General features: G+C 70.2%; 20 protein-coding genes and 1 tRNA gene. 14 read left to right on the top strand and 7 right to left on the bottom strand.

Annotated elements, in window-relative coordinates; all coding sequences use genetic code 11:
* Window positions 1-2 precede the first annotated feature (2 nt).
* From rlmB to ACI3EY_RS15725, 3 genes are read left to right on the top strand one after another with little or no spacing between them, the layout of a single operon-like run.
* Window positions 3-938, top strand: coding sequence for a 23S rRNA (guanosine(2251)-2'-O)-methyltransferase RlmB (gene rlmB / locus ACI3EY_RS15735; protein ID WP_405036244.1), 936 nt, complete (start codon window positions 3-5; stop codon window positions 936-938).
* A 24-nt stretch (window positions 939-962) separates the two neighbouring features.
* Window positions 963-1691, top strand: a complete 729-nt coding sequence (locus ACI3EY_RS15730; protein ID WP_405041055.1) for a Pr6Pr family membrane protein — start codon at window positions 963-965, stop codon at window positions 1689-1691.
* Window positions 1692-1703: 12 nt separating this feature from the next.
* Window positions 1704-3734, top strand: a complete 2031-nt coding sequence (locus ACI3EY_RS15725; RefSeq protein WP_405041054.1) for a S9 family peptidase — start codon at window positions 1704-1706, stop codon at window positions 3732-3734.
* Between the two features lie 51 nt (window positions 3735-3785).
* Here ACI3EY_RS15725 and ACI3EY_RS15720 read toward each other — a convergent pair whose 3' ends face one another.
* The 4 genes from ACI3EY_RS15720 to ACI3EY_RS15705 all read right to left on the bottom strand — a co-directional run bounded on the left by ACI3EY_RS15720 (window position 3786) and on the right by ACI3EY_RS15705 (window position 7309).
* A complete protein-coding gene (locus ACI3EY_RS15720) occupies window positions 3786-5033 on the bottom strand; it encodes a DUF4032 domain-containing protein (protein WP_405036247.1) in 1248 nt (415 codons plus the stop codon).
* A 93-nt stretch (window positions 5034-5126) separates the two neighbouring features.
* A complete protein-coding gene (locus tag ACI3EY_RS15715) occupies window positions 5127-5579 on the bottom strand; it encodes a hypothetical protein (protein WP_405036248.1) in 453 nt (150 codons plus the stop codon).
* 30 nt (window positions 5580-5609) lie between these two features.
* On the bottom strand, window positions 5610-6074 hold the full coding sequence (locus ACI3EY_RS15710; RefSeq protein WP_405041053.1) for a hypothetical protein: 465 nt from the start codon (window positions 6072-6074) through the stop codon (window positions 5610-5612).
* 152 nt (window positions 6075-6226) lie between these two features.
* Entirely contained in the window at window positions 6227-7309 is a 1083-nt protein-coding gene (locus ACI3EY_RS15705) for an ABC transporter ATP-binding protein (RefSeq protein ID WP_405041052.1), read from the bottom strand.
* Window positions 7310-7722: 413 nt separating this feature from the next.
* On the opposite strand from ACI3EY_RS15705, the gene ACI3EY_RS15700 reads away from it, so the two are divergent.
* From ACI3EY_RS15700 to ACI3EY_RS15685, 4 genes are all read left to right on the top strand, one after another.
* Window positions 7723-9066: a sugar ABC transporter substrate-binding protein gene (locus tag ACI3EY_RS15700; RefSeq protein ID WP_405041051.1), complete on the top strand. Its 1344-nt coding sequence runs from the start codon at window positions 7723-7725 to the stop codon at window positions 9064-9066.
* A gap of 114 nt (window positions 9067-9180) precedes the next feature.
* Window positions 9181-10860: an ABC transporter permease subunit gene (locus ACI3EY_RS15695; protein ID WP_405041050.1), complete on the top strand. Its 1680-nt coding sequence runs from the start codon at window positions 9181-9183 to the stop codon at window positions 10858-10860.
* A 1-nt stretch (window position 10861) separates the two neighbouring features.
* A complete protein-coding gene (locus ACI3EY_RS15690) occupies window positions 10862-11758 on the top strand; it encodes a sugar ABC transporter permease (RefSeq protein ID WP_405041049.1) in 897 nt (298 codons plus the stop codon).
* Window positions 11755-12798, top strand: a complete 1044-nt coding sequence (locus ACI3EY_RS15685) for a LacI family DNA-binding transcriptional regulator (protein ID WP_405041048.1) — start codon at window positions 11755-11757, stop codon at window positions 12796-12798. Before ACI3EY_RS15690 ends, ACI3EY_RS15685 begins: the two co-directional genes overlap by 4 nt.
* Here ACI3EY_RS15685 and otsB read toward each other — a convergent pair.
* On the bottom strand, window positions 12761-13600 hold the full coding sequence (otsB, locus tag ACI3EY_RS15680) for a trehalose-phosphatase (protein WP_405041047.1): 840 nt from the start codon (window positions 13598-13600) through the stop codon (window positions 12761-12763). The genes ACI3EY_RS15685 and otsB overlap by 38 nt on opposite strands.
* Window positions 13597-15063, bottom strand: a complete 1467-nt coding sequence (locus tag ACI3EY_RS15675; protein ID WP_405041046.1) for an alpha,alpha-trehalose-phosphate synthase (UDP-forming) — start codon at window positions 15061-15063, stop codon at window positions 13597-13599. The genes otsB and ACI3EY_RS15675 overlap by 4 nt, the downstream gene beginning before the upstream one ends.
* A gap of 123 nt (window positions 15064-15186) precedes the next feature.
* Here ACI3EY_RS15675 and ACI3EY_RS15670 point away from each other — a divergent pair, with 123 nt between their 5' ends.
* From ACI3EY_RS15670 to ACI3EY_RS15645, 6 genes are all read left to right on the top strand, one after another.
* Entirely contained in the window at window positions 15187-16950 is a 1764-nt protein-coding gene (locus ACI3EY_RS15670; RefSeq protein ID WP_405041045.1) for a serine/threonine-protein kinase, read from the top strand.
* Between the two features lie 158 nt (window positions 16951-17108).
* Complete coding sequence (locus ACI3EY_RS15665) at window positions 17109-18083, top strand: transglycosylase family protein (protein WP_405041044.1); 975 nt, start codon at window positions 17109-17111, stop codon at window positions 18081-18083.
* A 51-nt stretch (window positions 18084-18134) separates the two neighbouring features.
* Window positions 18135-18207: transfer RNA gene (locus tag ACI3EY_RS15660), tRNA-Thr, on the top strand.
* A gap of 140 nt (window positions 18208-18347) precedes the next feature.
* Entirely contained in the window at window positions 18348-18725 is a 378-nt protein-coding gene (locus tag ACI3EY_RS15655) for a tyrosine-type recombinase/integrase (protein ID WP_405041043.1), read from the top strand.
* A gap of 75 nt (window positions 18726-18800) precedes the next feature.
* Window positions 18801-19472: a tyrosine-type recombinase/integrase gene (locus ACI3EY_RS15650; RefSeq protein WP_405041042.1), complete on the top strand. Its 672-nt coding sequence runs from the start codon at window positions 18801-18803 to the stop codon at window positions 19470-19472.
* Window positions 19473-19543: 71 nt separating this feature from the next.
* A complete protein-coding gene (locus tag ACI3EY_RS15645) occupies window positions 19544-20575 on the top strand; it encodes a pentapeptide repeat-containing protein (RefSeq protein WP_405041077.1) in 1032 nt (343 codons plus the stop codon).
* Between the two features lie 161 nt (window positions 20576-20736).
* Here the strand turns inward: ACI3EY_RS15645 and ACI3EY_RS15640 are convergent, their stop codons facing one another.
* Window positions 20737-20976: a hypothetical protein gene (locus ACI3EY_RS15640; RefSeq protein ID WP_405041041.1), complete on the bottom strand. Its 240-nt coding sequence runs from the start codon at window positions 20974-20976 to the stop codon at window positions 20737-20739.
* Between the two features lie 1013 nt (window positions 20977-21989).
* Here ACI3EY_RS15640 and ACI3EY_RS15635 point away from each other — a divergent pair.
* A partial coding sequence (locus tag ACI3EY_RS15635) for a hypothetical protein (RefSeq protein ID WP_405041040.1) occupies window positions 21990-22249 on the top strand: 260 nt, incomplete at its 3' end.

Below are 22249 nucleotides of genomic sequence, written 5' to 3'. Positions count from 1 at the left end.
ACATGGCAGGCAACCAGAAGCGTCGCGCGACGCGGACCACGAACAAGAAGGGCATGCTCGTCGGCTCCGGCGGGCAGCGCCGCAAGCAGCTGAAGGGCAAGGGCCCCACCCCGCGCGCCGAGGAGCGACCCGGGCACCCGGCCGCCCGCCAGAGCGCCCGGGCCGAGAAGAGCCGGAGCACCGGCCCGCGCCGCAGCACCAAGGGCTCGACCGAGGTCGTCACCGGGCGCAACAGCGTGCTCGAGGCGCTGCGCACCGGGGTCCCGGCCACCGTCCTGCACGTCGGCAGCCGGATGGAGTCCGACGACCGGGTCAAGGAGAGCATCAGCCTGGCCGCGGACGCCGGGATCGCCGTGCTGGAGACCCCGCGCGGCGAGCTGGACCGGATCACCGACGGGGCCGTGCACCAGGGGCTCGCGCTCACCGTGCCGCCGTACGAGTACGCGCACCCGGACGACCTCGTCGCCCTGCAGCGTCCCGGGGCGCCCCTGATCGTGGCCCTCGACGGGATCACCGACCCCCGCAACCTGGGGGCCATCATCCGGTCCGTGGGTGCCTTCGGCGGTCACGGCGTGGTGGTCCCGGCACGTCGCTCGGCCGGGCTCACCGCCGCCGCCTGGAAGACCTCGGCCGGTGCGGCCGCCCGGGTCCCGGTGGCGCAGGCGACGAACCTGACCCGGACGCTGGAGGCATACCGGTCGGCGGGCTTCTTCGTGGTCGGCCTGGACGCCGACGGCGACGTGCAGCTGCCCGGGCTGGCGCTCGCCGACCAGCCGCTCGTGGTGGTCGTCGGCTCGGAGGGCAAGGGGCTGTCCCGGCTGGTGCGCGAGACCTGCGACCAGATCGTCTCGATCCCGATGGCGGACGTCACCGAGTCGCTGAACGCGGGCATCGCGACGGCGGTCACGCTCTACGAGATCGCGCGCAGCAGGCGGTGACCGGCACGGGCTAGGCTCCCCGTCATGAACATCGGGCGGGGCGTCTGGGCCCTGGTACGGGTGGGGACCGCGCTGCTGATCGTCGCCGCCGTCCTCGCGCAGGCGCGGGTGACCATCAGCGGCGCGGCGGACGCCGGGCGGGACATGGCGACCACGGTGGTCAACTTCTTCAGCTTCTTCACCATCCTGTCGAACGCCGCCTCGGTCGTGGTGCTGGCCTGGGCCGGTGCCTGGCTGTGGCGCACCCGGGAGGCGGCCGAGGCCCGCGAGCCGCGAACGATGGCCTCGGCGCTGGCGTCGGTGACGGCCTACATGCTGGTCACCGGCGTCGTCTACAACACCCTGCTGCGCGGGATCGAGCTGCCGCAGGGCACCACGGTGCTCTGGGCCAACGAGGTGCTGCACGTGGTCGGCCCGCTGGTGCTGCTGCTGGACCTGCTGCTGGCCCCCGGCCGGCGGGGGATGCGCTGGTCGGCGGTGGGAGCGGTGCTCCTCTTCCCGATCGTCTGGGTGGTCTACACGCTGGTCCGCGGGCCGTGGGTGACGAACCCGGTCACGGGGGCGTCGTCCTGGTACCCCTACCCGTTCCTGGACCCGGGCAACCCGGCGCTGCAACCGGGCGGGTATGCCGGTGTCGCCCTCTACGTGGTGGGCATCGCGCTGCTCATCGGCGGGGTGGCCGCGGCGGTGGTCGCAGTGGGGCGGCGACGTGCCGTCGGAGGCGACGTCGACCGGGCTGTCACCGCCGGATGACATCGTGGGGGTATGCAGACGCTCCCGCACGGATCGTGGCCCTCACCGCTGGACGCCCGGCAGACCTTCGCCGGGCTGACCCGTCGCAGCGCCCCGCGCGCCGACGGTGACGACCTGTACTGGCTGGAGGCGAGGCCGCAGGACGCCGGCCGGGTGACCCTGGTGCGCCGCCGGGGCGGGGGGCTGGAGGACGTCAGCCTGCCCGGACAGAACGTGCGCACCGGGTACCTCGAGTACGGCGGCGGGGAGCACGCCTCGTTCGGAGGGGTGGTGCTCTGGGTCGACTACGACACCCAGCAGGTGTGGTGCCGGCGGCCCGGCGCCGAACCGGCCCCGATCACCCCGCACACCGGTGGCGCGGTGCGCTGGTCCTGCTTCCGGATGGACCTGGCCCGAGGGATCGTCGTCTGCCTGCGCGAGGACCGGCGGGACGAGGAGGTGGAGCCGGTGAACTCGCTGGTGCGGCTGGACCTGGAGGGGGAGAACGCCGACCTGGGCACCGTGCTGGTGGCCGGACGCCGGCGACGGAGGGCGGACCGGGCGCGGCAGCAGGAGGCGGGCGGCGGCATACCGGAGGGGCCGGACTTCGTCACCGACCCGGTGCTCTCCCCGGACGGCACCCGGCTGGCCTGGCTGACCTGGGACCACCCGCGGATGCCGTGGCAGGGGACCACCCTGCATACCGGACGGCTGGACGCGGCCGGGGACCTGCACGACGTGCGGGAGGTCGCCGGCGGGGAGCGCGAAGCCGTCGAGCAGCCGGTGTGGCTGGACGACGACACCCTGCTGTTCCTCTCGGACGTGAGCGGGTGGAGCAACCTGTGGCGGGTGGACCTCGGCGTCGGGGGCGAGGTGGCGGCCGGGGGAGCGGCGCCGGCCCCGGTGACGCAGGACCGGCTCGAGCTCGGGCACCCGCGCTGGGTCCCGGACTCGCGTTCCTACGCGGTGCTGCCGGACGGGCAGGTCGTCAGCGGCCGGTCCCGGGACGGCTTCCGCGACCTGGTCGTCATCGACGTGGCCGACGGGCGGGTCGAGGAGGTGGAGACCGGCACCACCTATGTGCGTGACGTCGCGGTGCTGGCCGACGGGACGGTGGCCGTCGACGCCTCACGGGCCGACGCCCCCGCGGACATCTTGCTCGTGCACCTGCCGACCGGGGGGACCCGGGCCGCGGCGGGCGAGCGGACCTCCCCGGTGCCCGAGGGCCTGGGCGCGCTGCCGGAGCCGGTGAGCTGGACCTCGACCGACGGGGCCACCGCGCACGGGTTCCTCTACCGACCGGTGAACCCGCAGGTGGGAGCCCCCCAGGGGGACCTGCCGCCGCTGATCGTGACCCTGCACGGAGGTCCCACGGCCTGCGCGGTCCCCGGGCTGAGCGCGGCCCGGACCTTCTGGACCTCCCGCGGGTTCGCGGTGCTGGACGTCAACTACGGCGGCTCCACCGGGTACGGGCGGGCCTACCAGGAGCGGCTGGACGGACAGTGGGGGATCGTGGACGTGCAGGACGCGGCCACCGGCGCCCGGCACCTGGCCGACGCCGGGATCGTGGACGCCGCACGGCTGGCCATCACCGGCGGCAGCGCCGGCGGGTTCACCACCCTGGCGGCAGCCACCTTCACCGATACCTTCGCCGCCGGCGCCAGCCATTTCGGCATCTCCGACCTGGCGACCCTGGCCACCGACACGCACAAGCTGGAGTCGCGCTACTGCGACGGCCTGGTCGCTCCGTGGCCCTCCGGCGAGGCGGTGTATGCCGAGCGCTCGCCGATCCGGCACGTGGACAGGCTCGCCACGCCGCTCATCCTGCTGCAGGGCACCGAGGACAAGGTGGTGCCGTCGGACCAGGCGGAGCAGATGGCGGACACCCTGCGGGAGAAGGGGCTGCCGGTGGCGCTGGTGCTCTTCGAGGGCGAGGGTCACGGCTTCCGCGCGCTGGACAACCAGGTGCGGGCGCTGGAGGCGGAGCTGTCCTTCTACGCGCAGGTCTTCGGGGTCGAGCCGGCCGGGCGGATCGAGCCGGTGCGGGTGGAGAACCTGGGCTGAGGCATACCGGGCCCGGGTGATGCGCGCGGGCGTGCGGAGCGCGGCCGTGCCTCAGTCGCGGGGGATGGCCTGGATCGGGATCTCGCCGGTGTCGACGCCGAGGATGGCCATCTCGTCCGGGCGGGAGGGCAGCACGGTCGACAGGTAGTCGCCGAGGGCGTCCTCGATGGCCATGTCGTAGCCCTGCTGCTCGGACAGGTACCAGCGGTGCTCGAGGATCTCGTGGAAGAGCTCGGCGGGTTCCAGCTTGGCGCGCATCTCGCGGGGCACCGAGCGGGTGACCGGCTCGTAGATGCGGGCCAGCCACTCGTGCGCGACCAGCTCCTCGTCGACGTCCTGCCGGTCGGTGGCGGCCCGGTAGGCGTCGAGGTCGTTGAGCAGCCGGCGGGCCTGGTTCTCCTCGACGTCGAGGCCGGTGAGCCGCATCAGGCGCCGGGAGTGGTGGCCGGCGTCGACGACCTTGGGCTGGATCCGGATGTAGGCGCCGTCGATGTCGGTGGTCATCTCCAGCTCGTCGACGTCGAAGCCCAGGTTGTTGAGCCGGCGCATGCGCTCGTCGACCCGCCAACGGTCGCCGCGCTCGAAGCGCTCCTCGCTGGTGAGCTCGTTCCACAGCAGGTCGTAGCGGTGCATGATCCGGTTGGCGATCTCGATCGGGTCCTCGCCCTCGTCCAGCGCGCCGGCCGCCTCCAGGTCCATCAGCTCACCGGCGATGTTGCCGTGCGCGACGAAGAGGTCGTGCTGGCGCTGGCCCTGCGAGAGCTGGGGGTGGATCTCGGCCGTCTCGGCGTCGACCAGGTAGGCGGCGAAGTCGCCGGCGTCCCGGCGGAAGAGGGTGTTGGACAGCGAGACGTCGCCCCAGAAGCAGCCGGACAGGTGCAGCCGGACCAGCAGGACGGCGAGCGCGTCGAGGGTGCGCCGTGCGGTGTCCGGGCGCATCCTCTGGCTGAAGACCGCGCGGTAGGGGAGCGAGAACTTCAGGTGTCGGGTGACCAGGCAGGCGTCGAGGGCGGTGCCGTCGGCGCTCTCCCGGCCGGAGACCACGGCCAGCGGCTCCACGGTGGGCATGTCCAGACGGCGCAGGTTGCGCAGGGTGGCGAACTCGCGGCGGGCCAGCGGCTCGGAGATCTCCTTGACCGCGAGCACCGAGCCACCGAAGCGCACGAAACGGACGACGTGCCGGGAGATACCGCGGGGGAGGGCGGCGAGATGGCTCTCCGGCCACTCCTCCAGCGGGACCTCCCACGGCAGGTCCAGCATGGCCGGGTCCGGGTAGAGGGCCGTGACGTCGAGAGCCATGCGGTCAGCCTAGACCCGCAGGCGGCCCGAGGACGCGGGCGGCCGACAGGGTCAGCCGCCCGCGTCAGCGAGGCACAGATGTCGGCTCCGACCTCAACGCCAGAGGCACTGCGCGGCACTGCTCCAGTGGTAGCGCATGGTCCCTGCGTCGTTGTAGCCGATACGTGTGCAGTACTGGGCGTTCCCCACCGGGGGCGTGTACTGGCCGGAGCTCACGGTGCACGACGAGCTGGTGCAGTCCACGCTGCTTCCGGTCACGTACTGCGGGGTGCCGCCAGGAGTCATCCGAAAGAGGTCGATCGAGACGCCGTACCGCGGAAGGTACCCAGAGTCGCAGCTGACCGTGCCCAGACCGTAGATGGTCTGCGGGCTCCGGTCGACGAAGTCGGTGAAGACCGACACATCACACGGTACCGAGGCCGCTGGTGTCGCGGCGCTGTCCGCGTGAGCGATCTGCGGGGCCGTCGAGGCCAGGGCAGGCGTTGCAGTCAGGGTGGCGCCGAGGCCGAGCAGAGCCGCGGCGAGGGTCGTGGTGCTTCTGCGCATGAATGGTCTCCTTACTTCTGGCAAGCCTGATCAGTGGTAGGCGCTGGAGCAAGCACTGCCGCTCTGCGGAGGGAATCCAACGCCGTCCGGGGTGATCTCGTAGCGGGCGCACGCTCTCCAGAGCTGTGTCCCTGCCGGGTTGTCGGCTGAGATGCTGGCCGCGCACGTCGTCGACGATGACATCTGGCAAAAGCCCTGTCCGACATAGACACCGTCACGATAGAAATCGACGGCGAGATAACCCGCCTGCGAAGTCCAGCCCGAACAGTTGAGCGAGGTGGCCCCATACACCTCCGGCTGCCTGTCATGCCGGTCGACAAACACGCTGAAATCGCAGGAACTGGCGGGTGAGACGTCGCTCGAGGCGGCAAACCTGGTCTCATCCTGCAGGTCAGCGGGTTGTCCGGGAGTGGCTCCCGCACTCCCTACGACGCCGAGGGAAAGTGCTATGCCGAACAATCCTGCGGCGGTGTTTCGGGCGAAGAGGCTTCGCATGAATGAGTCAGCCCTTTCTTTATCGGGTATCTCATTGCTATCAAGACCACCGGTTCAAGTCAAGGCATCGTGCGCCCGACACGAGCGGCCCCGGACACGACGGAGGGGCCCGGCGCCGTCGCGCCGAGCCCCTCCGTGACCTCAGAAGCAGGTCAGTTGCTGATGCGCTCCCCGGTCTCCAGGTTGAAGACGTGGATGTGGGTGCCACGGGGCTGGAAGTGCACGATCTCGCCCTTGGCCGGCGGGGTGCGACCGTCCACGCGGGCGATGAAGGGCTTGTCCGTCACGCTCGAGCCGGGCAGCTCGCCGTAGACGTAGGCGTCCGCGCCGAGCTCCTCGACCACGTCGATCTCGATCGGCAGGCCGCGACCGGAGTCGGACAGGTCCACGTCCTCGGGACGCAGGCCGACGACGACCTCGCTGCCGGCCTTGGCCAGCGTCTCGCGGTCGACCGGGTGCACGTAGTCGCCGAGCTTCACACCACCGTCGGTGACCGGCACCGTCATCAGGTTCATCGCGGGGGAGCCGATGAAGCCGGCGACGAAGAGGTTGTTCGGGTGGTCGTACATGTGGCGCGGGCTGTCGCACTGCTGCAGCAGGCCGTCCTTGAGGACCGCCACCCGGTCACCCATCGTCATGGCCTCGACCTGGTCGTGGGTCACGTAGACCGTGGTGACGCCGAGGCGGCGCTGGAGCGAGGCGATCTGGGTGCGCGTCTGCACCCGGAGCTTGGCGTCCAGGTTCGACAGCGGCTCGTCCATCAGGAACACCTGCGGCTGGCGGACGATCGCGCGGCCCATGGCGACGCGCTGACGCTGACCACCGGAGAGTGCCTTCGGCTTGCGCTCGAGGTAGTCCTGCAGGTCGAGGATCTTGGCGGCCTCGTCGACACGCTCGCGGATCTCGCTCTTGGACTTGCCGGCGATCTTCAGCGCGAAGCCCATGTTGTCGGCGACCGACATGTGCGGGTAGAGCGCGTAGTTCTGGAACACCATTGCGACGTCGCGGTCCTTGGGCGGCATGTGGGTGACGTCCCGGTCGCCGATGAGGATGCGACCGCCGTTCACCTCCTCCAGCCCCGCGAGCATGCGCAGGGAGGTGGACTTGCCGCAGCCGGAGGGACCGACGAGGACGAGGAACTCGCCGTCCTCGATCTCGATCTCCAGGCCGTCGACCGAGGGGGTGTCCGCCCCGGGATAGATGCGGGTGGCCTTGTCATAGGTCACAGTTGCCATGATGTTCTCCTCCACCGGCAGGTACGTGCCGGACGATCCGTCGTAAAGGATGGACCCGCCATCGGGCGACGGCGAGCGTGCTGCTCCAGCCGGCAGAGACGCCATGGCGGTATGACCGTCAGGGCGCCGTTGCCGGTGACGTGGGTCACGTTAGCACGCAGCCCGGACACCGGTCCGTGACCCGTGCTGGCGCCACGATTCGCGACGCTCGGTGGGGGTGGGGGCAACCGCGAGCGACGCTCGGTGAGAGCGCAGGGGAGGGGCGCCTTGCAAGTTCTTGCAAAGATCGACGGGATCTTGCATACTGCTTCCACAGGCCGTTCCCGCTGTTGTTCGCGGGACGACCATCGGCACCGGCGCCGTTCCCTTGGACGGGGCCGCTCTGTCGACTCCCACCCGTTCAAAGGAGAACCATGAAGCGCACCACCGGTGTTGTAGCCATCACCAGCGCGGCCGCCCTGCTGCTCTCGGCCTGCGGTGGCGAGTCCGCCGACGACGACACCGCGGACGCGGGGTCGAACGTCGACTCCGCCGAGGAGACCGCGGCCGCCGACGACTCCGACGACGCGATGTCGGACGACGCCGCAGCCACCTCGGACGCGGGCGACGCCCCCGCCGCCAGCGACGGCACCAGCCTCGTGATCTGGGCCGACGACCTGCGCGCCGCCGCCCTCGAGGACGTCGCCACCACCTTCGAGGAGGAGACCGGCGTCCCGGTCACCATCCAGGTCGTGGCCAACGAGAACCTGCGCGAGCAGTTCAAGGACTCCGTCGGCGCCGGTGCCGGCCCGGACATCGCGGTCGGTGCCCACGACTGGCTGGGCGAGCTCGTCCAGAACAACGTGGTCGCCCCGGTCCAGCTGCCCGCCGACCTGAGCGAGCAGTTCACCCCGGAGTCCATCGAGGCCTTCACCTACGAGGGCCAGACCTACGGGGTCCCCTACTCGGTGGAGTCCCTGGCCCTCATCCGCAACACCGAGCTCGCCCCCGACGAGCCCGCCTCGATGGAGGAGCTGGTCAGGGCCGGTGCGCAGCTGGTCACCGACGGCGAGACCGAGCTGGTGATGGCCCAGCAGCTGGGTCAGGAGGGGGACGCCTACAACATGTACCCCTACCTGGCGGCCTACGGCGGCGGCATCTTCCCGCTGCTCGAGGAGGGCGGCTTCGACTCCACCGAGGTCATCCTCGACTCGCCCGAGACCATCCAGGGCGCCGAGAAGATCGCCTGGCTCGCCGAGCAGGAGGCGCTGACCGTCGACCTGGACGGCTCCAACACCATCCCGCAGTTCATCGAGGGCAACACCCCCTTCCTGATCTCCGGGCCGTGGGCCATCGAGCAGACCACCGAGGCCGGCATCGACTACGCGATCACCTCCATCCCGGACTTCGACGACGGCGGCGATACCACCCCGTTCCTCGGGGTGAACGGCTTCTACGTCTCCGCCGAGTCGCAGAACCCGCAGATCGCGCAGACCTTCGTGCAGGAGTACGTGAGCCGCGCCGACGTGCAGATCTCGCTCTACGAGGCGGGCGACCGTCCGCCGGCCCTGATCGAGGCCTACGACCAGGTCGCGCAGGACAACGCCGACATCGAGGCCTGGGGCCTGGCCGCCGAGGGCGGCACCCCGATGCCGAACATCCCGCAGATGAACGCCGTCTGGGGTCCGCTGGGCAAGGCCACCGCCGACATCGTCAGCGGTCAGGACGCGGCCGAGCGGATGGGCACCGCCCAGTCCGAGGTCGAGTCTGCGCTCTGAGCCTGACGCTCTGAGCCGCTGAACGCCGGGGCGGGAGGCATACCCCTCCCGCCCCGGCGCGACAGCACCCCGCCCCTACCACCGCCGACCACGGTTCCCGAAGGAGAGACCCCGATGCCGCAGACCCAGGAGAGGCCGGTCATGCCGGACGCGGACGCCGGCCACGGCCCGGACACCCCGCGCGCCCCGTGGTGGGTGAAGGTGGTCCGGTGGGCGCTCATAGCGCTCGTCGTGCTGGTCATGGGGTATGCCGCGCAGCAGGCGATCCAGGCGGGTTCCTGGCTGATCGTGGTCGCCGTGGCGTTCATCGCGATGAGCGTCGTGGTGGTCTACTCCACCCGGCACGCGATCCCGATGAAGTACCTGCTGCCGGGGCTGCTGCTGCTCCTGCTCTTCCAGGTCTGGCCGATCGTCTACACCGCCGCGACGGCGTTCACCAACTACGGCGACGGGCATACCCTGAGCAAGGAGGAGGCCGTCCTGGCGATCCAGGCGCAGTCGGTGCGCCAGGACCCGGACGCCCCCCGCTACGGGATGTCGGTGGCGGTGCCGGAGGGCGCACCGATCGAGACCGGTGAGCTGTCCCTGCTGCTGACCGTGCCGCCGGCCGCGGACGGCGGCGAGCTCGAGGAGGGCGCGGAGGACACCGGCGACACCGGGGAGAACGTCACCGCCGACGGCACCCAGCTCTTCGTCGGCACCGCCGAGGGCCTGGAGCCGCTGTCGGCCGAGGGCGTCGAGCTGCTCGGCAACGGCACCATCGGCGCCGCCCCCGAGTTCCGGGTGCTCAACCTGATGGAGGCCAACCAGCGCGCCGACGACGTCCAGGCCTTCGCGGTCCCGGTCGGCGAAGAGGGCTCCGCGGTCAAGGTGGCGACCACCTCCCAGGCCTACGTCGGGCGGCCGACGATCTCCTACGACGAGGCTGCCGACGTGATGACCACCGCCGAGGGCAAGCGGTACGTCGCGCAGGACGGCAACTTCGTCCCCGAGGACGGCGAGGGTGCGGTGCTGCCGGCCGGCTGGACCGAGAACGTCGGCTTCGACAACTTCCGGACGATCTTCACCGACCCCAGCTTCCGCAACGGCTTCGTCAAGATCTTCCTGTGGAACCTGGCCTTCCCGCTGCTGAGCGTGGGCAGCACCTTCGTCCTGGGGATGCTGCTGGCGCTGCTCTTCAACGACCCCCGGCTCAAGGGCAAGGGCCTCTACCGCTCGCTGCTGATCCTGCCGTACGCGCTGCCGATCTTCGTGACCGGACTGGTGTGGGCGGCGATGTTCAACGCACAGTTCGGTCTGATCAACGAGGTCACAGGGCTGAACATCAACTGGCTGGGGGACCCGTGGGCGGCGAGGTTCGCGCTGCTGATGACCAACCTGTGGCTCGGCTTCCCCTACATGTTCCTCATCTGCACCGGGGCGCTGCAATCCATCCCCACCGACGTCAAGGAGGCGGCCTCGGTCGACGGTGCCGGGCCGCTGCGCACCCTGTGGTCGGTGACGATGCCGCTGCTGCTGGTCGCCGTGGGGCCGCTGCTGGTGGCCAGCTTCGCCTTCAACTTCAACAACTTCACGTTGATCTACCTGGTCACCGGTGGTGGGCCGTTCGACAGCGGCAACAGCCTGGTCGGCAACACCGACCTGCTCATCAACTTCGCCTACCGGCTCGCGCTGGAGTCGGGGACCCCGAACATCGGGCTGGCCTCCGCGGTCAGCATCGTGATCTTCATGCTGGTCGGAGCCATCAGCTATCTCGGCTTCCGCCAGTCCGCCGCCCTGGAAGAGGTGAACTGAGATGACGCAGACGCAGACGGCGCCCAGCCGAGCCTCGACCGTGCCCGTCGGGAAGCGCCGCCGCTCCGGCCTCTGGTGGCGGCACGCGCTCGCGGTGGTGGCGCTGATCTGGGCGCTCTTCCCGGTGCTGTTCATCCTGTCGGCCGCGCTCAACCCGGCCGGCACGCTGAGCGCCGCGTCGCCCATACCGCAGCAGTTCTCGCTGAAGAACTTCACCGACCTGTTCACCTCGACGACGTTCCCGTTCTGGACGTGGTTCCGCAACAGCCTCATCGTGGCGGGCCTGGGCACCGTCTTCCAGGTCTTCATCGGCGCCGCGGCCGCGTATGCCTTCTCCCGGCTCCGCTGGTCGGGTCGCCGCGCCGGGCTGATGGCGCTGCTGCTGGCCCAGATGTTCCCGGCGCTGCTGGCCTTCCCCGCGCTCTACGTGATGTTCGTCCGGCTCGGGGAGGTGTTGCCAGGAATTGGCCTGAACACCCTGTGGGGGCTGCTGCTGGTTTACCTCGGCGGGGCGATGGGCGCGAACGTCTGGCTGCTCAAAGGCTACTTCGACACCATCCCGACCTCGATGGACGAGGCGGCCAAGATGGACGGGGCCAGCCACGCCCGGATCTTCTTCACCATGACGCTGCGCCTGGTGGCCCCGATCCTGGCGACCGTGGGGATCCTCGCGTTCGTCATGCTCTGGGGCGAGTTCCTGCTGGCCAGCATCTTCCTGCTGGACCAGGACCAGCGCACCCTCGGGGTCGGGCTCTACTCGCTCAACATGGCGGACCGGAACCGCTACTTCGGGATGTTCTGCGCCGGCGCCCTGGTGGCCTCGATCCCCCCGGTGCTGGTCTACCTGGGCCTGCAGAAGCAGCTGATCGGCGGACTCACCTCGGGCTCGGTCAAGTGAGCGTCACCGCCCGCGGGCGGTTGGCCGACCTCGCGGCGCACGCCGGGGTGAGCGAGGCCACCGTCAGCCGGGTGCTCAACGACAAGCCGGGGGTGGCGGTCACCACCCGGCAGGCGGTGCTCACCGCGGTCGACGTGCTTGGCTACGAGCGGCCCAGCAAGCTGCGCCGCAGCAGCGCCGGGCTGGTCGGGCTGATCACCCCCGAGCTGAGCAACCCGGTCTTCCCGATGTTCGCCCAGGGCATCGAGACGCAGATGGCGGCGGCCGGCTTCACCCCGGTGCTGTGCACCCAGACCCCCGGCGGGGTGCACGAGGACGAGTACGTGCAGATGCTGCTGGACCGGGCGGTCTCCGCGATCGTCTTCGTCAGCGGGCTGCACGCGGACACCCGCGCCGAGCTGGGCCGCTACCACGAGCTGCGCGAGAGGGGGCTGCCGATCGCGCTGGTCAACGGCTACCGGGAGGGCCTGGACGCCACCTTCATCAGCCACGACGACCACTCCTCGATGCGGCTGGCGGTGGGCCACCTGCGCGACCTCGGGCATACCCGCATCGGTTTCGCGACCGGCCCGGCGCGCTACGTGCCGGTGCAGCGGCGGGTGGAGGGCTTCCGCGAGGCGATGGCTGACCTCGCCGACGGGGGACCGGCCGGGGCCACCGGCATCGACCTCGACGAGCTGGTCTGCACCACCCTGTTCTCCATCGAGGGTGGCGCCGCGGCCGGTCGTCAGCTCATCGAGGCCGGGGTGACCGGCATCGTCTGCGGCTCGGACGTGATGGCGCTCGGGGTGATGCGGGCTGCGACCCAGCTGGGGCTGCGGGTGCCGCAGGACCTGTCCGTGGTGGGCGGCGACGACGTGCCGTTCATGACCTTCGTCGACCCGCCGCTGACCACGATCCGGATGGACGTCGACGGGATGGCCGCCGCCGCGGTGACCACCGTGCTGGAGGAGATCGCGGGGGAGCAGGTGGACCGCAGGGAGTACCTCTTCGACCCCGAGCTCATCCTCCGGCAGTCGACCGGTCCGGTGCCGGGCTGACCGAGGGACTGGCCGAGCGGCGGGCCGACAGCAGTGCGGTGAGCAGCTCGACGACAGCCTCCTCGTCGGCCACCCGGAACCCGGCGCGGGTCTCGCCGTCGCCGACCCGGACCGTGAGCCGGCGCCCGGCCCGCGCGGTGTCGGTGTCCTCGGCCAGGGCGGCGAAGCCGTGCTCGTCGGTGAGGTCGTCCCCGGCGTAGAAGACCGCGTCCGCGTCAAGGTCGTCGGCCAGCGCGAGCAGCGCGGCGCCCTTGCCGACGTGCGCGACGGCGAGCTCGACGACCTCCTTGCCGGGGGTCACCACCAGGGAGGTATGCCGCTCCGCCAGGGCGGAGGCCTCGGCCAGGGCGTCCTTGCCCTCCTGCGGCGGCAGCCCACGGGTGTGCACCACCCGGCCGGCCGGCTTGTCCTCGACCCGCACCCCGGGGTGCCGCTCGGCGAGGGCTTCGACCTCCTGGGCCAGGGTCTCCAGCAGCGCGTGCTGGTCCTCGTCGAGGGCCAGCCCGTCGGTGTGCCGGGAGTCCTCGACGCCGTGGCTGCCGATGAGCACCAGCGGGTCCCGGGCCTCGGAGAGCTGGCGCAGCGGGGCCAGGGCCCGCCCGCTGACCAGGGCGACCGTCACCCCGGGGAGGGCGGCGAGGTCGGTGAGCGCCGGCATACCCCCCTCGACCGGGCGTGAGTCCATCGGGTCCAGCACCAGCGGCGCCAGCACCCCGTCGAAGTCGGTGGCGACCAGCAGCCGGGGGTGCGCGGCGAAGGCCTGGACCGCGGCGTTCAGGTCGGGGTCGAGCGGGGACGTCACCGGACCTCCTTGCGGGTGGGGCGCTCGGGGGCGGAGGCGAGGGCGGAGAGGAAGGCGGAGGCCCAGGCCTGCACGTCGTGCGTGCGGACCCGCCGGCGCAGCGCCTTCATCCGGCGCTCCTTCTCCTCGGGGTTGTCGTTGATGGCCCGCAGGATCGTCTCCTTGAGCCCGGTGATGTCGTGCGGGTTGCAGAGGTAGACGTGGTTGCGCATCTCCTCGGCGGCGCCGGTGAACTCGGAGAGCACGAGCGCGCCCTTGCCGTCGTGGCGGGCGGTGACGTACTCCTTGGCGACCAGGTTCATCCCGTCCCGCAGCGGGGTGACGAGCATGACGTCGGCGACCTGGAAGAGCGCGGCCATCTCCTCCCGCCCGTAGGACTGGTGCAGGTAGTGCACGGCGGTGTCGCCGAGGTGGGAGAAGTCGCCGTTGATCCGGCCGACGGTGCCCTCGATCTGCTCGCGCAGCATGCGGTAGGCCTCGACCCGCTCCCGGCTGGGGGTGGCGACCTGCACGAAGGTCACCTGCGGCGGGGCGATCGAGCCCTCCTCGAGGAGCTCGCCGATCGCCCGGAGCCGGTGCCGGATGCCCTTGGTGTAGTCGAGCCGGTCGACGCCCAGGAGCACCACCTCGGGGTCGCCGAGGGAGGCACGGATCGCCTGCGCGCGCTCGCGGACGGCGGGGCTGTCGGCGAGCTCCCGGAAGCCGGAGGCGTCGATCGAGATCGGGACGGCGGCGGCGCGCACGGTGCGCGGGGCGGCGCCGATCCGGCCGTCGTCGGAGCCGGCCCACTCGACCTTCTCGCCCTTGGCGGTGGCGCCGAGCACGGCCCGGCAGGAGCGGGCGAAGTTGCGGGCGTCGTCGGCGCGCTGGAAACCGAGGAAGTCGGCGCCGAGCAGCCCGCGCAGGATCTGGGCGCGCCAGGGGAGCTGGGCGAAGAGCTCGACCGGGGGGAAGGGGATGTGGTCGAACCAGCCGATCCGCAGGTCGGGGCGACGGTCCCGGACCATCGCCGGGACCAGCTGCAGCTGGTAGTCGTGGATCCACACCGTGGCGCCCTCGGCGGCGACCTCGCAGACCGCCTCGGCGAAGCGCTCGTTCACCCGCCGGTATGCCGCCCACCAGGTGCGGTGGAAGGTGGGCGGGACGATGACGTCGTGGTAGAGCGGCCACAGGGTGTCGTTGGAGAAGCCCTCGTAGTACTCGTTGTGCTCCTCGGTGGACAGCGGCACCGGGTGCAGGCGCAGGGTGTCGTCGTCGAACGGTTCGGGGGCCTCCCCGGCGACCCCGGCCCAGCCGACCCAGGCGGCCTCCCGGCCCTTCATGACGGACTCCATGGCAGTGACCAGGCCACCAGGGCTGGTCTTCCACGCGGTGCTGCCGTCGGGCTGGACCTGCTGGTCGACGGGCAGCCGGTTCGCGGCGATCACGAAGTCGTAGGTGCCGTGGGGTGCGCTCGACGTCATGAAACCTCTTCAGCTCTTCGTTCGTTGCTCATCCTCGGACCACAAGACTAGGCGGCCCGCCGCCGACGCGCCCGCCTGACCGTTCTCACCCGCACATCAGAAAGACCGCCTACCGTGGAACCCGTGACCTCCGAGATGCCGCGCTCGCCGCGGTCCGCCACGGCCGACACCCGGCCGGTGCCTGCGGCGCCGCCGCGGCGGCTCGGCCCGTACACGCTGCACGAGCGGGTCGGCGAGGGCGGGATGGGCGTGGTCTGGCGGGCGTCGGACGACACCGGCCGCGAGGTGGCGATCAAGGTGCTGCGCGCGCACATCGCGCACGACGACCAGGCCCGGGAGCGGCTGCGCCGGGAGGTGCGGACCCTGGCGAGGGTGGACCACCCGCGGGTGGCGGCCGTCATCGACGCCGACGTGGACGGCCCCTCGCCCTACGTGGTGACCGAGTACGTGCCCGGGACGCCGCTGGACCAGGTGATCGAGGGTCGGGGGGCGCTGGGGCGGGAGGCGCTGCTGCGGCTGGCCAGGGGGCTGGCGGAAGCGCTGCAGGCGATCCACGCGCGCGGCATCGTGCACCGGGACCTCAAGCCGGGCAACGTGCTGATGGTGGGGATGGACCCGGTGGTCATCGATTTCGGCATCGCCCAGGTCGCCGACGACGTGCGGCTGACCTCGACCGGGCTGGTGATGGGGACACCGGGTTACCTGTCGCCCGAGCTGGTCGACGGCGGAGAGGTGACCGAGGCGACCGACTGGTGGGGATGGGCCGCGTGCCTGTCCTTCGCCGCGTCCGGTCAGCCCCCGTTCGGTCGGGGGCCGATGACAGTGATCCTGGACCGGGTGGCCCGCGGCCGGTTGCAGCTGGACGGGGTGGACCCCGAGCTGGCGCCGCTGCTGGCGACCGCCCTGTCGCCGCGGCCCTCGTGGCGGCCCAGCGCGCAGGAGGTGCTGGAGGCGGTGGAGCTGTATGCCCGTGGCGAGGACGTCACCGGCGCGCTGCCCCGGGCCTCGGCCGCGACCTCGTCGGGCGCCTCGTCGCCGGGCGCGACCTCTTCGGACAGCTACGGGTACGGGCCGTCGGCGACCCGGGCCACCCCGCAGGTGTCCGCCACCCGCGCCGCCCCGGTGCGCGAGCCGGGGCATACCCGGTGGAACACGGCACCGCGAGAGCAGTCGCCCGCCCCGCAGCGCGAGCCCGAGCAGTGGCCGGGCACAGGCGGACCTCCGGCGGGGGGCTCGCCGTTCGTCCCGCAGCCGGAGCAGCAGCAGGACCCGCGGATCGGGCGCAGCGCCCGCAGCGGGGTGCTGGCCGCGCTGCTGATGGGCTTCGTCGGGGTGGCCGCCGCGGCGCCGGTGCTGGCCTGGGGGCTGTATGCCCTGTGGGGGGTCATGACGCGCACCGTGGACCGGTCGCTGACCGGCTTGGTGCTGCGGCGGCACGAGGCGGGCAGGCGGCGCAGCGATGTGCCGATGGCCGTGATGGCCTCGCCGTGGCACCTGCTGTCCGGGGCGCTGGGCACGGTGCTGGCGCTGCTGCTGCCGTTGGCGGTCGCGGTGATCGTGGCGGTGGTCTTCGCCGGGCTGGTGACCTCCACCGAGCTGATGGCCGGGGTGGGGGCGGGGCACCCGTTGTCGATGGGTCTCGGGGCGCTGGTCGGTGGCTGGCTGGGCTGGTGGGGGCCGGGGAGCACCTCGCTGCGGCGGGGGTCCCGGACGGTGGTGCGCGGCAGCGTCCCGACCGGGGTTCCGGGGGTCGTGGTGGGCCTGGTGGTGCTGCTCGGGGGAGTGGCGGCGGCCCTGTGGTCGCTGCAGGGCGGGGACATGGTGTCGTGGTGGCCGCTGCCGGCCGGGACCACGCCCCTGAGCCTGCTGCCCTTCGACCTGGGGTGAGGTGGACGGGGGATGCCTAGCGGCATACCTGCCCGGTGCGTGGGATAGCCATACGTGAGACTCGTCACATTTGTCTTCCCAGACTGTTCGGTGTCGCCTACGGTGGGCCGGGTGCCTGTCCCAGGCGCCACATCTGTCCCACTCCGGAAGGACCTTCGATGGTCAGCCCTGCCCGCCACCGTGCCCCCCGCAAGGGTGCTCCGCTGCGTCGAGCCGGACAGGCCACCCTCGCCGGTGCCGCCTCCCTCGCCAGCGTCGGCCTGACCGCGCAGACCGCGGTCGCCGACGACCACAACGTCTGGGACCGCGTCGCCCAGTGCGAGTCCACCGGCAACTGGAGCATCAACACCGGGAACGGCTTCTACGGCGGCCTGCAGTTCTGGCACCCGACCTGGACCGGCTTCGGCGGTCAGGAGTTCGCCGGGTACGCCCACCAGGCCACCAAGGTGCAGCAGATCCAGGTGGCCCAGCGGGTGCTCAAGGTGCAGGGCCCCGGCGCCTGGCCGGTGTGCTCGGTGCGCGCCGGGCTGACGATGGAGAACGGCTCGGCGCCCTACCCGGGCTCCGACCCGGCGCCCACCCCGCCGCCGAGCGACCCCACGCCGCCCCCGTCCGACCCGAGCCCGCCCCCCGGTGAGGTTTCCGCGTGGAAGGTCAGCGCGTCGGTCGGCGCCAACATCCGCTCCGGTCCGGGCACGAACCACGCCGTCATCGGTGGGGCCGGCTTCGGCACCCGCTTCGACGGCACCCTACAGAACGGCTGGGTCAAGCTGGACGGCCGCTCCGGCTGGATCAGCGGCAGCATCATGGCCCCGGCCGGCGGTAGCGGTGGGGGAGGTGGCGGTGGCGGTGCGTCCGACATGGCGCCGCTGGCCCTCGACGGCAGCCGCGGCCCACTGACCACCAAGGCGATCCAGCGTTGGGTCGGCGTCTCCGAGACCGGCGCCTGGGACACCCGGACGGTCAAGGCCGTCCAGGCCAAGGTCGGCACCCGGGTGGACGGCTACTGGGGACCGATGTCCCAGGCCGCGCTGCAGGACCACATCGGTATCAGCCGCGACGGCTCGGGCCACATGAACCACCGCACGGTGGTCGGCCTGCAGACGTGGCTGAACGCCAACGTCATCGGCTGAGCCGGAGCGCTTAGACTTCTCGGGCCCGCCGGGCCCGAGGGTCTGGCGTTCGCTGGCGTGGCGCAATCGGTAGCGCACCTGTCTTGTAAACAGGGGGTTGAGGGTTCGAGTCCCTTCGCCAGCTCTCTTTCTGACCAGGGATTTTAGCCCTCTGACCTGCGGAAACGCACTCCCCATCCCTCTCACGTCTGGTGCCAGGCGTTGACACGGATGCCCACGAAGTCACACCCTTAGTGCACGTATGATGCACGAAATGGGGCTGTGATGGCGACGCGACGAGGCTTCGGGACGCTGCGACGGCTGCCCTCCAAGCGGTGGCAGGCGACCTACGTCGGTCCCGACCTGCAGCGGCACAGTGCCCCGCACACCTTCGGCTCCAAGATGGACGCCGAGGTCTGGCTCGCGCAGGAGCGCACGCTGGCGAGCGGTGAGGAGTGGGTGGCACCCCGGCGGCGGGGCGAGATCGCCGAACGGCTGGCGCCGCCGACGTTCGGTGAGTATGCCGGACAGTGGCTGGCGGACCGGTCGCTGAAGCCGCGGACCCGGGAGGGGTACGAGCACCTGCTGCGGCGCTACCTCGAGCCGGAGTTCGGTGAGTTGCTCGTGGCCGACCTCACGCCCGCCCTCGTGCGACGGTGGTAGGCCGGCCTGGCGCCGGAGCACCCGACGGTCAACGCTCGTGCCTACGCGCTGCTGCGGGCCATCCTGTCCACGGCGGTGACGGACGAGCTCCTCGCCACCAACCCGTGCCGCATCCGGTCTGCCTCGAACCCGCCGACGAAGAAGGAGATCCGACCGGCGACGGTGGACGAGCTAGCCGTGATCGAGCGTGAGATGCCGGCGCGGCTGCGTGCCCTGGTCTGGCTCTGCGCGTGGTGCGCCTTGAGGTCGGGGGAGGTGCTCGAGCTGCGGCGGCGGGATCTCGACCTGGACCGTGGCGTCATCAAGGTCACCCGAGCGGTCTCCTGGGTCAAAGGGCAGCCGATCATCGGCACCCCGAAGTCCGCTGCCGGCACCCGTGAGGTGAGCATCCCCCCGCATCTCGTGCCCGGCCTGAGGCAGCACCTCGGCGACCACGTCTGTCCTGGAGCCGACGCCCTGCTCTTTCCGTCCGTGCGTGAGCACGCTCGTCACCTGCAACCGACCGTGCTACGCACCGCGTGGCAGAAGGCTAGGAAGGCTGCGGGGCGCGAAGACCTGAGGATCCACGACCTGCGACACACGGGTGCCACCATGGCTGCGATGACCGGTGCCACCCTCGCCGAGCTGCAGGCACGTCTTGGCCACTCGACGGTCGCCGCAGCACTGCGCTACCAGCACGCCGCCAAGGGGCGGGATGCCGAGATCGCGGCCAAGCTATCCGACCTCGCCCGCCCGAAGCAGGAGTGAGCCCGGTGGTGCGGATCTCCGAGTAGGCGTAGAGCGTGAGAACTGTGGACAGTGGTAGTAGGACCTGGGTGATGGGTGGGGCGGGCGATTCGCAGGTACGCGGCGAGCGCCATGCGGCGGCTGATAGAGGCACCCATCTCCGCGTGGTCCCCATCTGGGGGGAGGGGGGGGGCATCGGTCACCCGTTCAATGAGCGTAATTGGTGGCTGTGGCCGAAGATGGACAGCGTGAGCACCTCTGAGGGGCGTTGGTTTTGGGTCCTGCTTGCCTTGGCAAGTTGCGGGGCTAGTCTGGTCGTGAGTAAGCAATTTAGGGCGTGGAACCAAAGACATGCGACGCTAAAAGAAGAATCTCGACGACCAGGGACTGCGGTCCGATATGAGTGGACCACACTGGGGGCTGAACAGAGTCCGGCCAGTCCTGAGACCGGGATCTTGCGGAAAGTAGGAAGGCATTTTCAAAATAGCAGCGACGCGTACATCCATGCCTTGGTAGTGGGCTCTATCCTGGCAGCCGTAACCATATGTCTGACGAACAATTTAGAAGAGAGGTCTCTAGAGCGACAGGAGACATACCAACGCGCACTGGTTGAAGAGCAAGCCATTTCCGAGAACGTTTCCTTTGTTAGAAGTGTCGCTGTTCAAGAAGCGCGAACCAAGCCCTTTCGTCGCTTGAACCTCACTGGCGCAGATCTTGGTGGGCTTCGACTTGGTTGTCAACCGAGTTCCCAGGGCATGTGCCAGGCGGGTACGCGAGCGGACTTAGATGGATCAAATCTCACTGGGGCAGTGATGTACAGAATTAACCTTCGTGGAGCCGATCTTACGGGCGCGGCACTGTCGCGTGCAGACCTCGAGAGGGCGGTACTTGATCATGCAATCCTGCGGGACGCAGATGTATCGGACGTCGAGATGAATCGCGCCTCGCTGGTCGGTGCAGACCTGACGGGTGCGGACCTCACGGGTGCGAACCTGGAAGGTGCTGATCTGACAGATGCTACGTTGACGGGAGCGCTGCTGACGGGTGCGAACATGGCTGATGTGATTTTGACTAACGCGCATTTGGATTGCACCCAACATTCAATATGTGCCGATGGAAAATAGTAGTGCAACAGTCGCAGCAAATTCGCAGCCTGAGGTCACCACTAAAGTAGGTCGCGTCTTCTGTTCGTGAGGGAGTGGCACCGCCTGACGGTTGAGAAAAAGCTACAGCCGGATAAGGCTCCCTTTGACGTGGGTGCCAATTATCCGACGTTGGCAGGGCATCAGTGGCGGCCCGGGCGGCGGTGCAGCTTGTCGTTCCGAGCTCGGTAGGCGGCGATGACACGGGCGAGCGGCGGCTCGATCTGGACAAGGTCGTCGAGGTCCATGCGGTTGCTCTGCAGCGCCCAGTCGAGACGGTTCAGCACGTCGACCCACTCCCGGGTGGACTGGGGGGAGCGCGACACCGGCACGTGTACTCGATGCTCTTCGACGACCTTCTCGACTTTCACGACCTCGACCACGCGGTCCACCACGTCGACTGCCGCAAGGCCAGCGTCGGCGGCGCGCCGTTGCTCCCAGGCGCGGTGTCGGCACGAGCTGGAGCACCACTTCGGGACCCTTCCGCGGGCAGGAACGGGCACCTCCGCCTGGCACCATCCGCAAACGACTCTCTGCCCTGGCTTGCGCCGGGGTGCGGCAACGCCCCCACCGCTGGGGGCGCTACTCGAAGTGGTTCCCATGGGCGCCTCCGGTGTGTCGCTACCGCCCGTATCCAAATCGTGCCAACGATATACCTGGTCCGGCAATGCAAGAGGTGTGTGGGACATCAGCCGCGCGGTTTGGATCCGGCGCGGTGTCGTTGAGGCTGGCCAGGGGCGTGCTGGCTCGGTCGACCGGAGGGGTCGAGGGCGGGGGGCGGGAGTCCCGTCATCCGCATGAGGTGGTGGCGGGGAGTCCTCGGATGTCGAAGGGTGTGGCGGGAATGCGGACGCAAGCAGTGAGGCAATAGGCACGGGTGCGATCTCGTCAGTCTCGGGCGAACGTGCGCAGGAAGGTGACTCGATGAGAACACACGAGACTGGCAAGGTGGGGTGGGCAGGTGGCTGCGGCGCTGGCAGAGCCAGACGCGGTGCTCGCCAACTGCGAACAGTGAGCGGGACCCGCGCTTCGGGCGTTAGTCGACCGGGAGGGTTTGAGCGCGCAGGATGTTCTGGCGTGGTGCGGTGGCGACAGGTTCACTTCGCGAGGCTCGCCGACTCATTCGGGCGTCGAGCGACGAAGGTGGCAGCGGCGTAAGAGGGGCTCTAGATGGGATGTTCCGTGAACTGCGTCACCTAACCTACCTCGCGGACTCGGGGGTGCTGTTCGGAAAGCAAGAATGTCTGCTTTCCTTGAGGCTCTAGTGCCCTGAAGCCAAGCGCCGAATCGGGCGCGTCCGGCGTCCATCGCATCGGACGTGGAAGGCCTCGGAAGTAGTCTATGTTTCAGCCGCTGCAAATTAGCGCGGCTGCTCTCTCGGTCGAAAATACCTGAAGTGTCAAACAGCAAATGGGCTGTGCGACTCTGTGAAGTACCTTGCGCGATCGACTTGAACAGGGGCAAGGGTTCGTTACCGGTCTGGACCTTTGGCAGCATTGATGCTCTTGGCGTGCTTCTCGATGTCGGGTCCGGTGAAAAGGCGGTGAAACGCTTCGTCGAGGACCCGGGCTCCGTCAAGGACCTCAATGCTTGTGAGATCCGAGTCTTCGTGAGTGCCAATGTTGCCAAGCCACTTGACCGCAAAGAAAAGGTCGG

The sequence above is a fragment of the Serinicoccus shuyuelongi genome, from assembly GCF_045032955.1.
Taxonomy (GTDB): domain Bacteria; phylum Actinomycetota; class Actinomycetes; order Actinomycetales; family Dermatophilaceae; genus Ornithinicoccus.
The sequence above is the reverse complement of the archived record's forward strand: the minus strand, read 5'-3'. Positions and strand labels throughout refer to the sequence as shown.

Coding starts and splice junctions, on each gene's coding strand:
- ACI3EY_RS15665 (WP_405041044.1), top strand. CDS start 17,109: ATGGTCAGCCCTGCCCGCCACCGTGCCCCCCGCAAGGGTGCTCCGCTG.
- ACI3EY_RS15715 (WP_405036248.1), bottom strand. CDS start 5,579: ATGCGCAGAAGCACCACGACCCTCGCCGCGGCTCTGCTCGGCCTCGGC.
- rlmB (WP_405036244.1), top strand. CDS start 3: ATGGCAGGCAACCAGAAGCGTCGCGCGACGCGGACCACGAACAAGAAG.
- ACI3EY_RS15690 (WP_405041049.1), top strand. CDS start 10,862: ATGACGCAGACGCAGACGGCGCCCAGCCGAGCCTCGACCGTGCCCGTC.
- ACI3EY_RS15710 (WP_405041053.1), bottom strand. CDS start 6,074: ATGCGAAGCCTCTTCGCCCGAAACACCGCCGCAGGATTGTTCGGCATA.
- ACI3EY_RS15720 (WP_405036247.1), bottom strand. CDS start 5,033: ATGGCTCTCGACGTCACGGCCCTCTACCCGGACCCGGCCATGCTGGAC.
- ACI3EY_RS15655 (WP_405041043.1), top strand. CDS start 18,348: ATGGCGACGCGACGAGGCTTCGGGACGCTGCGACGGCTGCCCTCCAAG.
- ACI3EY_RS15675 (WP_405041046.1), bottom strand. CDS start 15,063: ATGACGTCGAGCGCACCCCACGGCACCTACGACTTCGTGATCGCCGCG.
- ACI3EY_RS15645 (WP_405041077.1), top strand. CDS start 19,544: ATGGGTGGGGCGGGCGATTCGCAGGTACGCGGCGAGCGCCATGCGGCG.
- ACI3EY_RS15730 (WP_405041055.1), top strand. CDS start 963: ATGAACATCGGGCGGGGCGTCTGGGCCCTGGTACGGGTGGGGACCGCG.
- ACI3EY_RS15700 (WP_405041051.1), top strand. CDS start 7,723: ATGAAGCGCACCACCGGTGTTGTAGCCATCACCAGCGCGGCCGCCCTG.
- ACI3EY_RS15725 (WP_405041054.1), top strand. CDS start 1,704: ATGCAGACGCTCCCGCACGGATCGTGGCCCTCACCGCTGGACGCCCGG.
- ACI3EY_RS15695 (WP_405041050.1), top strand. CDS start 9,181: ATGCCGCAGACCCAGGAGAGGCCGGTCATGCCGGACGCGGACGCCGGC.
- ACI3EY_RS15705 (WP_405041052.1), bottom strand. CDS start 7,309: ATGGCAACTGTGACCTATGACAAGGCCACCCGCATCTATCCCGGGGCG.